This is a genomic window from Streptomyces sp. NPDC048277, from assembly GCF_040652235.1.
Classification (GTDB): Bacteria; Actinomycetota; Actinomycetes; order Streptomycetales; family Streptomycetaceae; genus Streptomyces.
Genome location: NZ_JBEZLQ010000001.1, coordinates 15,609 through 28,391 on the forward strand (window position 1 = coordinate 15,609; position 12,783 = coordinate 28,391).

Genomic DNA, 12,783 nt, shown 5'->3' on the forward strand with positions numbered 1-12,783 from the left:
CCCACGCACCCGCGGATACCATCCGTCCATGCGCCTTGCCTTCACCCTCGACCCCGCCGTCACCCCCGTCCTTCGTGACGGCATCCTCGGCCTGTGGACGGACGTGACCAACGCCGGCGGAGCCGTCGGGTTCGTCGCGCCGGTCACGGTGGAGGAGATCCGGCCGGAACTGGTCCGGCACTTCGTCGGTATGGCCGAGGGGCGGATCCGGCTGCTCGTCGGGCACGACGAGTCCGGTGACGTCGCCGCCACCGCGTTCTTCTCCTTCAACACCCACCGCCTGATGAAGCACTGGGTGTGGCTGTACACGGTGATGGTGCACCCCAAGCACCAGGGGCAGGGGTACGGCCGGGACCTGCTCGCGGCCGCCGCCGACGAGGCGCGCCGCTTCGACGGCATAGCCGCGATCCGGCTCAGCTGCCGCGGCGGCCTCGGCCTGGAGCACTTCTACGGCTCCTGCGGGTACAAGGAGGTCGGCCGCGTCCCCGGTGCCGTCCGGGTCGCCCCCGGCGACGACCGCGACGACATCACCATGCTGTTTCCGCTCACCTGACCCCGCTGCAAGATCGGTCCCGCGCCGTGCTTCACTGGACGGTGCCCCTTTTCGTCATCGGAAGACTGGATTGAGATGCTCCGCTACACGCTGATGCGCCTCGGTATCTTCGCGGGCTGCCTCCTCGTCGTCTGGGGCCTCGTCTTCGCCGGCGCGTTCCCGCGTGGCTTCGGCGACTCCAACTTCCTGTGGGTCCTGATGCTCGCCCTCGTGCTGTCCGCGCCGATCAGCTTCGTCGTGCTGCGCAAGGAGCGGGACCGCGCCTCCGTCAAGGTCTCGCAGCGGGTCGACCGGATGAAGGCCAACATCGAGGCCAACCGCAGCCAGGAGGACGACGCGGTCGACGAGGCTGCGGCACAGACCCAGGCGCAGGGACAGGCGCAGACCTCTTCCTGAGCGACTCCCTCGCCTCCGGCCCCCTTTAGGCTTTCCCCATGGGGACCGTGAAGACCAAGCGGATGCCGCGCGCGGTACGTGAGCAGCAGATGCTGGACGCCGCCGTGCGGACCTTCGGCCAGCGCGGCTACATGGCCGCGTCGATGGACGAGATCGCCGAACTCGCCGGTGTCTCCAAGCCGTTGGTGTATCTGTATCTCAACTCGAAGGACGACCTGTTCACGGCGTGCATCCGCCGTGAGGCGACGGCGCTGAGCGAGGCGGTCCGGGCCGGCGTCGATCGTGGTCTGCCCGCCGACCGCCAGCTCTGGGACGGGCTCCAGGCGTTCTTCGCGCACACCGCCGAGCACCCCGACGGCTGGTCGGTGCTCCATCTCCAGGCGCGGACGCACGGCGAGCGGTTCGCCTCCGAGGCCGCGGCGATGCGCACGGAGATCGTGGAGTTCGTGACCCAGCTGATCGTGGTCGCCGCCCGCGAGGCGCACCGCGACCCGGACCTGCCCGAGCGCGAGGTCGCGGGGCTCGCCGAGGCCCTGGTCGGCGCCGCCGAATCCCTCGCCGACTGGGCCAACACGGCTCCCGGAGTCACGGCGAGGCAGGCGGCGGCGACGCTGATGAACTTCGCGTGGGCGGGCCTGGGCAACCTGATGGACGGCCGGCCCTGGACGCCGCCCTCCCCGGCGGAGTCCGTCACAGCCAGAGCGGAGTCCCCGGCGAGCCGGTAGCCGTCACCTCCTCCAGGAAGGCCGCAGCCCGCTCGGGAGCCTGCGGCCGCAGCCACTCGGTGACCTCCGCGCAGGCCGTGATCCGCACGCCGGTGCCGGCCAGCACCAGCGGCAGCGTGTGCAGCACCGTCGACGGCAGGCTGATCAGCTCGGCGGCGACCGGGCCGCGCAACAGCTCCAGTTCCAGGGGGAGTTCGGGCCGTACGATCTCCATCTCGCCGAGTTCGGCGAGCAGCCGCAGCTTCTCGGGGTCCTCCCGGCGGTGGGCGTAGTAGCGCTCGACGTTCCACTGGTGTGCGATCGAGGTGACCTCGTCCACATACCGCCCGGCGTCGATCAGACCGGTCTCGGCGAGCGAGCTGCCGATCATGTCGGTGCCGGGCCGTACCTGGGGCGAGCCGAAGCGGTGGCGGGCCCAGGTGTAGGTGTTGGCGGAGGCGACGCCGCCGGGCGGCAGGCGCAGGCCCGCCGTCAGACAGGAGAAGACCTCCAGGCTCCGGCCTTCGCCGGGGGTCAGCCGGCGGGCGGCACGGGCCGCCGCGTGCGGGACGCGGCGGCCCGTGTGGTGCCAGCGGACCAGGGGGCTGCCGGTGAGGAGTTCGCGGGACAGTTCCAGGGTGGCCGTGCCGTCGTCGACGAGGACCAGGTCCCGGGCCCGGCACAGCGGCAGCAGCCGCTGGATCATCCCCGAGAACGGGTCGCCGATGACCAGCCGGTCGGCCGCCGCCAGCCTCGGCGCGAGGGCCGTGACCGCCAGCGCGAAACCGGCGGGGCCGCGGCGGATGTCGTAGCGGCCGACGGACAGGCCCTCCTCCTCCGCGAGTTCGGCCGTCGTGTGGAGCTGGTGCCGGGTGGCCGTGTCCCGGGGCAGCAGCACCGCGACCTCGCAGCGGGCCGGGTCGGGCGCCCCGGCGCGCTCGCCGAGCGCCCACTCCAGCAGGTTGAGCAGCTGGGCGGGGGACTCGACGAGCGCGAGGGTGCGGCTCATGACGCCTCGGCCAGGACGCCGGGCACCCGGCGCAGCTTCTTCATGGGGCCGAGCTCGGAGTCGTAGACCCGCTTGACCCCGTCGCCGAGGGACTCCTCGATGATCCGGATGTCCCGTACGAGGCGCACCAGGCCCTGCGGTTCCACCGAAGCGGCCTGGTCGGAGCCCCAGTTGGCGCGGTCCAGGGTGATGTGCCGCTCGACGAAGCTCGCGCCGAGCGCGACCGCGGCGAGGGTGGTCTGCAGGCCGATCTCGTGGCCGGAGTAGCCGATCGGGACGTTCGGGTACTCGCGGGCGAGGGTGCCCAGCATCCGCAGGTTGAGCTCCTCGGCGGGCGCCGGGTAGGTCGAAGTGGCGTGGCAGAGAAGGATGTTGTCGGAGCCCAGGACCTCCACCGCGTGCCGGATCTGGCCCGGTGTCGACATGCCCGTGGACAGGACGATCGTCTTGCCGGTGGCCCGCAGGGCGCGCAGCAGCTCGTCGTCGGTCAGGGACGCGGAGGCCACCTTGTGGGCCTTCACGTTCCCGAAGCGTTCCAGGAACTCCACGCTCGGCACGTCCCACGGGGAGGCGAACCAGTCGATGCCCCGCTGGGCGGCGTACGTGTCGATCGCCGCGTACGCCTCCTCGTCGAACTCGACGCGGTGGCGGTAGTCGATGTACGTCATCCGGCCCCAGGGCGTGTCCCGTTCGATGTCCCACTGGTCGCGCGGGGTGCAGATCTCCGGGGTGCGCTTCTGGAACTTCACGGCGTCGCAGCCGGCCTCGGCGGCCGCGTCGATCAGCGCGAACGCGTCCTCCAGCGAGCCGTTGTGGTTGATGCCGATCTCACCGACGACGTACACCGGGTGGCCGGGGCCGACGAGGCGCTCGCCGAACTTCCGGGTGCGTATGCCGCGGGTTTCCTGAGTCTGGCTCATGTTTTGTACAGTTCCTCTCCGAGCAGCCGACGGCTGACTCACAGCGGCCCGTGCCGCCGCGCCTGGTCGTGGTAGTCCGGCGGCGGCACGGGCTGTTCGATCCCCGTAGATGCCCCTCGATGCCCCTGACGGGGGCGGGGCGGGCTCCTCAGCCCCCTCGGTCCTCAGTCGAAGAGGGGGGCCAGGGCACGGGCGCGGGCGAGATCGCCCGGCTCGTCGATCTCCAGGGCGCGGTCCGGGGCCGTGCGGACCAGGACGGTGCGTCCGAAGAAGCGGTGGTGCGCGGTACGGAAGCCGTCCGCGCGCATCGCGTAGGCGGCGCCGGTCTCCAGGAAGTCCTCGGGACGGTCCTGGCGGCGCGGGCGGACCGTGCTGTCGTGGTTCACGCCGCACGCACTCGCGGGTGTCTCCCGCCACACGAACCCGTGGAACGGTGCGACCGTGTGCGCGGTGTCGGCGCCGCCCTCGACGACGGCCGCCGCGACGTCCGTCACCTCCCGGGCGGTCAGGAACGGGCTGGTGCACTGCACCAGCAGCACCACGTCGACCGCGGTGCCGTGCTCCTTCTCGTAGGTGTCCAGGGCGTGCCGCAGCGCGTCCTCGCTGGAGGCCAGGTCGCCGGAGATGCCGGCGGGCCGCTCGACCAGCCGCGCGCCCGCGGCCAGCGCCTCCCGGGCGATGGTGTCGTCGTCCGTCGAGACGACGACGTCGGTGACCAGCCGTGCGGCCAGACAGGACCGCACGGCCCGCGTCACCAGCGGGACCCCGCCGACGGCGGCGGTGTTCTTGCCGGGGACGCCCTTGGAACCCCCGCGGGCCGGGATCACGGCCAGGACCACCGGGCTCACGCGGCACCCCAGCGGCGCAGGGCGGGCGCGACCCGCTGGTAGCCCACGCGGTACAGCTTCTTGGCGCCCCGCCCGGCGATCTTCCGCACGACCTTCTTCACCGACCCCGAGCCGCCGGGGCCGAACGGCGTGGGCAGCGGGCGGCCCTTCTCGTCGAAGCCGTTGCGTTCGAGGATGCCGCCGAGGTAGATGCCGGCGGTCCGCGGGGAGTAGTACGGCCGCAGCGGCGGGAGCGGTCCGGCGGCGCGCAGCGCGGCGACACGGGCGCGGGCCGCGGCGTACGGGTCGCTCTTGCCGATGCCCTGCGCCGCCGCCCACTCCGGGTCGGGCTGGGGAAGCGCGCCCGCGTCGATGTCGTCCCAGGAGGCGAGGCAGCCGGAGTGCACGAAGTAGTGGTTGCCGTGGGCCTCGCGGACGCCGAAGTCGGTGAGGATCGCGGTGGGGATGGCCCGGTGCATCGACTCCAGGGCGGCCGTCGAACTGACCGTGACGAGCAGGTCGGTACGGTCCAGCACCTCGCCCATGTTGCCGTAGACGAGCTGGAGGTTCTCGGGGGCGGGTATGTCGAGGGCGTCGACGAGCAGTTGGTACGGCTCGGACTCGACGTGGGTGGTCTGTTCGCCGGGCAGGCTGCGCAGCTTCATCAGCACGAGCCGCTCCGGGTGCAGGCGCGCGTGCTCGGCCGCCCGCTCCAGGAGCCTGATCCGGGAGACCCGGTCCTTGGGCACGGAGGGCTGGACGGCGAAGGTGAGGGTGAACGGCCGCTCGGTGGACGGCTGGTAGGGTGCGCCGTCCAGGAAGGGCAGCGCGCACTCGACCACCGAGTCCGGGTCGACGTCGGTGCGTGCGAAGACGGAGCGGAAACGCCCGGCGTCGTAGCCGGAGTTGGCGAGCACGATGTCGGTGCCGGCGCGGGTCATGAGACCGTCGACCATCTTCTCGTACACCACGCCGACGTATCCGCTGACCGTGACGGGTCTGTGCTCCCGGCCCTCCCACGCCAGCCCCAGGCTGTGGGTGAGTGCGAGGACGGTGCCGCCGGCGACGGCCAGCACCACGATGTCGGCGTTCGCCAGCTCCTCGTCGTCGACCAGTTCGTTGGCCGGCACCTCGCGCCGGGTGTCGGGCACGATGCCGACCTCGGCGAGCTGCCGCTCGCTCGGCGTGGACCGGCTCCGCAGGAAGTACGCGTCGAGCGCGTGCCCGGGAGCGATCTGCCGCGCCACCGAGGCGCCCCACTTCCAACGGGTGTCCGAGTCCGCCACTACGGCGACGCGTCTGGGAGGCATGCTCAGTGCCCTTCGTGCAGTGGATCAGGGAAAGTGAGCAGAGGTTAAGAACGCTCCCTTAGCGCGGTATGAGCATTTTCTGGAAGAAACCATGCGCGAGCTGGGATTTCGATGTGAAAGGAATCCATGCCACGTCGCCTGCCTGCGGTTTTGCGACGGGCTGACAGCGGTCACACAGGAACACGACACACAGCATTGGCACGGTTTTTACCAATACTCATGGAACCCATGGGCTTACGGAGCCCTCCAGGTGCACCCGGTCCCCGCCCCGCAACTCGAACCGACCGGCACCGTCCGCCGCGTACGTCACCGTGCCGGGCAGCAGCACGGGCGCCCGGAACTCCGCCGCCACCCGGGCCCGCTCGGGCACGCCGTGCGCGGCGAGACACCGGGCCACGGTCCACATGCCGTGCGCGATGGCACGGGGGAAGCCGAAGAGCCGGGCGGTGAGGGGATGCAGATGGATGGGGTTGCGGTCCCCGGAGGCGGCACCGTACCGTCGCCCGACGTCCGCGGCGATCTTCCACTCCTCGACGACGGGCAGAGGCGCACGCTCCTCCCGGGGCACGTCCACCGCGACCGCTCCGGTCCGGTGCCGCGCCAGATAGGTGCTCCGCGACTCCCACACCACGTCCTCCCCGACCCGTACCCCGGTCACGACGGTGGCCTCGGTACCGCGCCGATGCGGACTCAACTTCTCTATGTGGACGGCGAGTTCGTACGTCCCGTCACCGGGCAGCTCGGCATGCCGCACGATCTCGATGGAGGTGTGCACCAGCCCCAGCAACGGCAGCGGAAAGTCCCGCCCGCTCATGAGCCGCATGGCCAGCGGAAACCCGAGGACGTGCGGATAGGTGACGGGCAGCCCGTCGTCACCGGTGGCGAACCCGCAGACGCGCTCATAGGCGGCGAGCTTCTGGAGATCGGCACGGAGCCCGGGAAGCACGAGCCGGGTACGGGGGAAGGGGGCATCGGCGGAGGGCTTCTTGAACGGCGACCGCAACGCACCGAGGACGAGCAGGGGCCCGAGGGAAGGCGTGCTGTTGAGTACTGTCACAGAGCTTGCCTTTCAATTCCGGTGAGGGGAGCGCCCCGCCAGGGGCGCGGGGAACTGCGCGACCAGCCACACACAACCCGCAGCTCGAAACGGCGCTCAGGCCCCCAAAAGGCTCTGTCCGCACACCCGCACAACCTGCCCATTGACGGCCCCCGACCCCGGCTGCACCAGCCACCCCACCGTCTCCGCCACATCCCCCGGCACCCCACCCTGCGCCAGCGAGTTCATCCGCCGCCCCGCCTCCCGGATGAACAACGGAACCGCGGCGGTCATCTTCGTCTCGATGAACCCGGGCGCCACCGCGTTCACGGTCACCCCGAACTCCGTGAGCGCCCGCGGCGCCAGGCACCGCACCAGCCCCACGACCCCCGCCTTGCTCGCCCCGTAGTTCGTCTGCCCCGCGTTGCCGGCGATCCCGGCGATGGACGCCGTACCCACGATCCGCCCGCCCGGCCTCAGCGCCCCGCGCCCCAGCAGCGCGTCCGTCGTGCGCAGCACACTCCCGAGGTTCACGTCGAGCACCGAACTCCAGCGCTCGGCGGGCATGTTGACCAGCCGCCGGTCGCGGGTGATCCCCGCGTTGTGGACGAGGACGTCCAGCCCCTCCGGCAGCGCGTCGGCGATCCGCGCCCCCGCGTCCGCCTCGGTGATGTCCAGCGCCACCGCACGTCCGCCCAGCCGCTCGGCCAGAGCCCGCGCATCCGCCTCCGCGGCCGGTACGTCGAGGACGACGACCCGCGCCCCGTCCCGCGCCAGCGTCTCGGCGACGGCGGCCCCGATCCCGCGCGCGGCCCCGGTGACCAGCGCGGTGCGCCCCGCGAGCGGCCGTTCCCAGTCGTCCGGGACGGTGAAGCCGCCCGCGCCGACCTCGATCACCTGCCCGCTGACGTACGCGGAGCGGGGCGAGAGCAGGAACCGCAGCGTGGACTCGGCGGCCTCCGCGTCCCCGCCGAGCCGCACGAGGTTGACGGTCCTGCCCCGCCCGATCTCCTTGCCCAGGGACCGGGTGAACCCCTCCAGCGCCTGCTGGGCGGCGGCCTGGTGATGGTCGGCGGGATCGAGCGGAGCGCCCAGCACCACCACCCGCCCGCTCGCGGCGACGGACCGTACGACGGGATGGAGGGCCGCGTGCACCCCGGCCAGCGCGTCGACGTCCCGCACCCCGGTGGCGTCGAGGACGACGGCGGCGGGGCTGCCCGACCCGTCCGCGGGCGGCAACGCGCGGGCCAGTACCGGAGCCGGGTCGAGATCGGACTTGCCGACGGTGAGATGCAGCAACCCGCCGCCGAGGGAAGGCGCTTGCGGCATCCGCACCAGCCGCGCCGGCTGCGGCAGCCCGAGCCGTCGGGTGAGGAAACGGCCCGGCGCGGTGGCGGTGAAGCTCAGATAGCGGTCCGTCATGTCCGTCCCCAGGCTCGCCCGATTTCTGACTCCAGAGTAAGGTTACCGTAGGTAAGTCTATGTCACAGCTGCCAATGGGCGGGAGTGGGGCCTAATGTGAGAGACCCTCACGTAACCTCCGGTATTGCACAGGCCCGGCCCCGGACCATCCCGGAAACCTCACAACCCCGCCACAGCGGGCCCGTACGCTCTCGTGTCTAACTGCCGGTAACCCTTTTCTGAGGCCCGGCCCCGGTGAACGCCTCGGTGCGCGAGGCGCGTACGTCATGCAGCAAGCAGTTCACCCGCTGCACGCCCGAGGAGCCGCCCGTGTCCACGTCGTCTTTCCAGAACGCCCCGCCGGTCTCCTCCGGTGTCACGATCAACGCCACGGACTACGACGGGAAGCCGATCCTGATCGAGCCGCTGGTGCAGCGGCTGAGCGGGGTGGTGCGGGAGGCGTACGTACCGCCGTTCGCACCGCCGGTGCGGCACGGGTCGCTCGCCGACCTGCCGTTCGAGAACGCGGAGCGGGACCCCGGCACGGTCGTGCTCAGCCGCAGGACCGCGGAGGGCGACGGCCGTTGGGAGCAGGTGACGGCCGGCGGGTTCGCCGCGCAGGTGCAGGCGGTGGCCAAGGGCCTGATAGCCGAGGGGCTGATGCCGGGCGACCGGATCGCGGTCATGGCCCGCACGACGTACGAGTGGACGCTCCTCGACTTCGGCGCCTGGGCGGCCGGCCTGGTGACCGTCCCGATCTACCCGACCTCGTCCGTCTTCCAGACCCGGTGGATCCTGCACGACTCCGGCGCGGTCGCCCTGGTCACGGAGACCGCCGGACAGGCCGCCGCGCTCGGCCCCGAACTCGACCGGCTGCCCGACCTGCGGCACCTGTGGGTGATGGAGAAGGGGCACGTGGACCGGCTGGGGGAGGCGGGTATCCACGTCCAGGACGCCGAAGTCGGCGTACGGCGGGGCATGCTGGGCCCCGAGACGCTCGCCACCCTCATCTACACCTCGGGCACCACCGGCCGCCCCAAGGGCTGCGCCCTCTCGCACGGCAACTTCTTCGCCGAGGTCGACAACGCGATCGAGCTCCTCTACCCGATCTTCAAGGCGCGCAACGACGAGGAGGTCTCCATCCTCCTCTTCCTGCCCATGTCCCATGTCTTCGGGCGCATGGTGGCGATCGCCTGCATCCGCGCCCGGGTCCGCCTCGGCCACGCCCCGAGCCTCAAGGCCGAGGACCTGCTCCCGGACCTCGCCGCCTTCAAGCCGACCTGCCTCCTCACCATCCCGTACATGCTGGAGAAGGTCTTCAACACCGCGCGGGCCAAGGCGGAGACGGGCGGCCGGGTCTCGGCCTTCGACCGGGCCGCGAACATCGCCCAGAAGTACGGCGAGGCGCTGGAGGCCAAGCAGACCGGCACCGGCAGCGGCCCCAGCCGCGCCCTGAAGACCGCCCGCGCCTTCTACGACCCGCTGGTCTACCGCCGTATCCGCACCGCCATGGGCGGCAGGGTCCGCCACATCATCTGCGGCGGCTCACCGCTGGGCCGCCGCCTCGCCGCGTTCTACGCCGGGGCGGGCATCGAGATCTACGAGGGCTACGGCCTGACCGAGACCACCGCCGCCTCCACCTGCACCCCGCCCCTCAAGCCCCGTCTGGGCACGGTCGGCTGGCCGATGCCCGGCACCAAGGTCCGGATCGCCGCCGACGGCGAGATCCTGATCGCCGGTGACCACGTCCTGCGCGGCTACTGGGACCCGGCGGCCGGCGGGGTCGTCCCCGCGACCCGGGACGGCTGGCTGGCCACCGGCGACATCGGCGAACTCGACGACGAGGGCTACCTCACCATCACCGGCCGCAAGAAGGAGATGCTGATCACCGCCGGCGGCAAGTCGGTGGCCCCAGCCCCGCTGGAGAACTGGCTCCGCTCCCACCCCCTCATCTCGCAGGTGATGCTGGTCGGCGACGGGCTGCCGTACGTCAGCGCCCTCGTCACCCTCGACCGCGACGGACTCACCCACTGGCGCCAGATGAACGGCAAGCACCCGGTGCCGCCGGAACTCCTCCTGGACGACGTCGAGTTGCAGGCGATCCTGCAGCGGGCGATCGACGAGGCCAACAAGCTGGTCTCCCGCCCCGAGTCCATCCGCCGCTTCACCATGCTCCCCGTCGACTTCACCGAGGAGGCGGGCCATCTGACCCCCTCGATGAAGCTGCGCCGCGAGGCGATCATGAAGGACTTCGCGACGGAGATCGAGGGCCTGTACACGAAGTGAGCCGGGGCCGCCGCGTGGCAGCGGTGTCCCTCCGTGCCTGGTGGTTTGCGTTAGTCCACCTGGCCCCACTGGCGTGACGGCATCACGGGACCGCCCGGAACCCGTGGTTCCATCGCGCCAGGAGGTACACCATGGCTGACGACCGGCAGCAGGACACCCACCCCCGCCCAGTCACCACCACCCGGCGCCGCGTGCTGGCCGCGGGTGCCGTGGCTCCCGTCCTCGCGGGCGCGGCGACCCCGAGCGCCCGCGCCCTCACCCACGACCGCCCGCGCACCCTGGTCGAACCCGAGTTGACCAAGCTCGCCTACTGGGCGGACGTGACCAAGGCCCTGGGGCGGCCCGGTGACATGAAGCGGTACATGTACCACACCGGCCTGCCCCGCCGGGACCTCAAGGTGGTCTCCCGGGGCGTGCGGATCGAGACCTCGCTGGCCCTCGGCACCCATGTGGCCTTCGTCCGCTACAAGGACGGCAGCCATTTCCTGATGGGCGACGTGGTGGTCACCGAGCACGAGCTGGACGGCTTCAGCGACGCGATCCTCGACCACGGCATCGAGATCAACGCCGTACACAAGCATCTGCTCTCCCACCAGCCCGCCCTGTGGTGGCTGCATCTGCACGCCCACGCCCACGACCCGGTGCCCATCGCCAAGGGGCTGCGCGTGGCCTTCGACCGCACCGGCACCCCGCCCGACCGGCCGCCGACCACGCCGAAGCTGGACCTGGACACCAAGGCCATCGACAAGGCGTTCGGCCTCAAGGGCACCCAGGACGAGGGCGTCTACAAGGGCATCTGGGCGCGTGCGGAGCGGATGGTGGACGGCGACATGATCCTGCCGGCCGGCCTCGGCTCCACGACCACCATCAACTTCCAGCCGCTGGGCGGAGGACGGGCCGCGGTCAACGGCGACTTCGCGATGACCGCGGCCGAGGTACAGCCGGTCCTGAAGATCCTGCGCAGGGCCAGGGTCGGGATCGTGGAGCTCCACCACCACAACCTGACCGACGAGCCGCGTCTGTTCTTCCTCCACTACTGGGCGATCGGCAACGCCCTGCGGCTCGCCAAGGACCTGCGCGCCGCCGTCCGCGCAACCAACGTGGTGCCGTTCCAGTGAGCGGCCGACCGATGAAGGAGACGAACGTGCAGGCCGTCAACTGCCCCTTCGGTTTCAGTGAGGCCCTCGACTTCGATCCGGCTCTGACCGGCTTCATGGAGCGCGAGTCCCTCGGCACGATCCGGCTGCCGTACGGCGAGTCGGACGCCTGGCTGGTCACCAGATTCGAGTCGGTGCAGCAGGTGACCACGGACCCCCGGTTCAGCCGGGCCGGGATCGTCAAGTGCGACTATCCGCGGCTGACGGCCGAGCCGATCGTCTCGCCCGAGTCGATCAACGTGATGGACCCTCCGCACAGCAGCCGGATCCGGCACCTGGCCACCCAGGCCTTCACCCAGCGCCATGTGGAGCGCATGCGGGGCCGGATCAGCCTCCTCGCGGACCGGCTGCTGGACGAGATGGAGGCCGAGGGCTCACCGGCCGACCTGGTCCGGCACCTGTCCGACCCTCTTCCCCAGCACACGATCCTGGACCTGCTCGGCATCGAGCGCGCCGAGTGGCCCCGGATGCAGGAGCAGGTCCACCGGCTGCTGGTGGTGGGCGCCGGCAACCGGGACGTCGCCCGCGCGGCGAAGGAGGACCTGACGTCCTACTTCACCGAACTCGTCGCCGAACGCCGCAAGAACCCCGGTACGGACATCATCAGCGTGCTCACCGAGGCCCGGGACGGCGAGGACCAGCTCGACGACAGGGAACTGGCCGTGCTGGCGCTGACGTTCACGCTCAGCGGCCAGGACACGGCGACCTGCCAGATCAGCGACATCGCGTATCTGCTGCTGACCCGCCCGAAGCTGCTGGAGTACGCCTACGCGCACCGCAAGGACCTGACGGACTTCCTCCACGAACTGCTCCGGTACATCCCCTTCCGCAAGGGCGTGGGCATTCCCCGGGTGGCGCTGGAGGACGTCGAGATGGACGGCGTCGTCATCAAGCGCGGCGACTTCGTCCACGTCTCGTACCTGACGGCCAACCGCGACGCGCAGCGCTATCCGGAGCCGCACGAGATCGTGCCCGACCGCCCCGTCGCCCCCCATATGACCTTCGGCTGGGGCGGCCACCGGTGCATCGCGGTGCCCTTGGCGATGGCCGAACTGGAGGTCGCCGTGGACCGCCTCCTGGACCGCTTCCCCACGCTCCGCCTCGCGGTGCCGCCGGAGGAGGTCCGCTGGGACACCGAGACCATCCGCCGGTTCCCGCTGGAGCTGCCGGTGGCCTGGTAGCCC

11 protein-coding genes and 1 pseudogene are annotated in these 12,783 nt (G+C 71.4%); 6 read left to right on the top strand and 6 right to left on the bottom strand.

The features are described 5' to 3' along the window. Window positions 1-28 precede the first annotated feature (28 nt). The 3 genes from AB0D85_RS00100 to AB0D85_RS00110 all read left to right on the top strand — a co-directional run bounded on the left by AB0D85_RS00100 (window position 29) and on the right by AB0D85_RS00110 (window position 1,674). Window positions 29-553, top strand: a complete 525-nt coding sequence (locus AB0D85_RS00100) for a GNAT family N-acetyltransferase (RefSeq protein ID WP_362311840.1) — start codon at window positions 29-31, stop codon at window positions 551-553. Window positions 554-628: 75 nt separating this feature from the next. Beyond that, on the top strand, window positions 629-949 hold the full coding sequence (locus tag AB0D85_RS00105) for a DUF4229 domain-containing protein (RefSeq protein ID WP_362311842.1): 321 nt from the start codon (window positions 629-631) through the stop codon (window positions 947-949). A 38-nt stretch (window positions 950-987) separates the two neighbouring features. Continuing rightward, window positions 988-1,674 carry a TetR/AcrR family transcriptional regulator gene (locus AB0D85_RS00110; protein WP_362311844.1) on the top strand — a complete coding sequence of 229 codons (687 nt, stop codon included), beginning with the start codon at window positions 988-990 and terminating at the stop codon, window positions 1,672-1,674. Here the strand turns inward: AB0D85_RS00110 and AB0D85_RS00115 are convergent. The 6 genes and pseudogenes from AB0D85_RS00115 to AB0D85_RS00140 form a co-directional block, all read right to left on the bottom strand. Then, window positions 1,640-2,662 carry a hypothetical protein gene (locus AB0D85_RS00115; protein ID WP_362311846.1) on the bottom strand — a complete coding sequence of 341 codons (1,023 nt, stop codon included), beginning with the start codon at window positions 2,660-2,662 and terminating at the stop codon, window positions 1,640-1,642. The genes AB0D85_RS00110 and AB0D85_RS00115 overlap by 35 nt on opposite strands. Further along, the gene (locus AB0D85_RS00120) at window positions 2,659-3,582 is read right to left on the bottom strand and encodes an N-acetylneuraminate synthase family protein (protein WP_362311847.1); all 924 of its coding nucleotides are present in this window, start codon (window positions 3,580-3,582) and stop codon (window positions 2,659-2,661) included. The genes AB0D85_RS00115 and AB0D85_RS00120 overlap by 4 nt, the downstream gene beginning before the upstream one ends. Before the next feature lie 167 nt (window positions 3,583-3,749). Next, window positions 3,750-4,430 (bottom strand): annotated as a pseudogene (locus tag AB0D85_RS00125) (acylneuraminate cytidylyltransferase family protein); the annotation flags it as partial. Continuing rightward, window positions 4,427-5,719: a DUF6716 putative glycosyltransferase gene (locus AB0D85_RS00130; protein ID WP_362311848.1), complete on the bottom strand. Its 1,293-nt coding sequence runs from the start codon at window positions 5,717-5,719 to the stop codon at window positions 4,427-4,429. The gene AB0D85_RS00130 and the pseudogene AB0D85_RS00125, both read right to left, overlap by 4 nt. A gap of 217 nt (window positions 5,720-5,936) precedes the next feature. After that, the gene (locus tag AB0D85_RS00135; RefSeq protein ID WP_362311849.1) at window positions 5,937-6,776 is read right to left on the bottom strand and encodes a MaoC/PaaZ C-terminal domain-containing protein; all 840 of its coding nucleotides are present in this window, start codon (window positions 6,774-6,776) and stop codon (window positions 5,937-5,939) included. 96 nt (window positions 6,777-6,872) lie between these two features. Continuing rightward, complete coding sequence (locus tag AB0D85_RS00140) at window positions 6,873-8,177, bottom strand: 3-oxoacyl-ACP reductase (protein WP_362311851.1); 1,305 nt, start codon at window positions 8,175-8,177, stop codon at window positions 6,873-6,875. A gap of 360 nt (window positions 8,178-8,537) precedes the next feature. On the opposite strand from AB0D85_RS00140, the gene AB0D85_RS00145 reads away from it, so the two are divergent. From AB0D85_RS00145 to AB0D85_RS00155, 3 genes are all read left to right on the top strand, one after another. Further along, entirely contained in the window at window positions 8,538-10,442 is a 1,905-nt protein-coding gene (locus AB0D85_RS00145) for an AMP-dependent synthetase/ligase (RefSeq protein ID WP_362313380.1), read from the top strand. A gap of 131 nt (window positions 10,443-10,573) precedes the next feature. Beyond that, window positions 10,574-11,560: a DUF1259 domain-containing protein gene (locus AB0D85_RS00150; protein WP_362311853.1), complete on the top strand. Its 987-nt coding sequence runs from the start codon at window positions 10,574-10,576 to the stop codon at window positions 11,558-11,560. 11 nt (window positions 11,561-11,571) lie between these two features. Further along, complete coding sequence (locus tag AB0D85_RS00155; RefSeq protein ID WP_362311855.1) at window positions 11,572-12,780, top strand: cytochrome P450; 1,209 nt, start codon at window positions 11,572-11,574, stop codon at window positions 12,778-12,780. Window positions 12,781-12,783 lie beyond the last annotated feature (3 nt).

Excerpts from the sequence above, each read along its gene's own strand:
- AB0D85_RS00155 (WP_362311855.1), top strand. The coding sequence starts at position 11,572 with ATGAAGGAGACGAACGTGCAGGCCGTCAACTGCCCCTTCGGTTTCAGT.
- AB0D85_RS00115 (WP_362311846.1), bottom strand. The coding sequence starts at position 2,662 with ATGAGCCGCACCCTCGCGCTCGTCGAGTCCCCCGCCCAGCTGCTCAAC.
- AB0D85_RS00130 (WP_362311848.1), bottom strand. The coding sequence starts at position 5,719 with ATGCCTCCCAGACGCGTCGCCGTAGTGGCGGACTCGGACACCCGTTGG.
- AB0D85_RS00150 (WP_362311853.1), top strand. The coding sequence starts at position 10,574 with ATGGCTGACGACCGGCAGCAGGACACCCACCCCCGCCCAGTCACCACC.
- AB0D85_RS00110 (WP_362311844.1), top strand. The coding sequence starts at position 988 with ATGGGGACCGTGAAGACCAAGCGGATGCCGCGCGCGGTACGTGAGCAG.
- AB0D85_RS00120 (WP_362311847.1), bottom strand. The coding sequence starts at position 3,582 with ATGAGCCAGACTCAGGAAACCCGCGGCATACGCACCCGGAAGTTCGGC.
- AB0D85_RS00105 (WP_362311842.1), top strand. The coding sequence starts at position 629 with ATGCTCCGCTACACGCTGATGCGCCTCGGTATCTTCGCGGGCTGCCTC.
- AB0D85_RS00100 (WP_362311840.1), top strand. The coding sequence starts at position 29 with ATGCGCCTTGCCTTCACCCTCGACCCCGCCGTCACCCCCGTCCTTCGT.
- AB0D85_RS00140 (WP_362311851.1), bottom strand. The coding sequence starts at position 8,177 with ATGACGGACCGCTATCTGAGCTTCACCGCCACCGCGCCGGGCCGTTTC.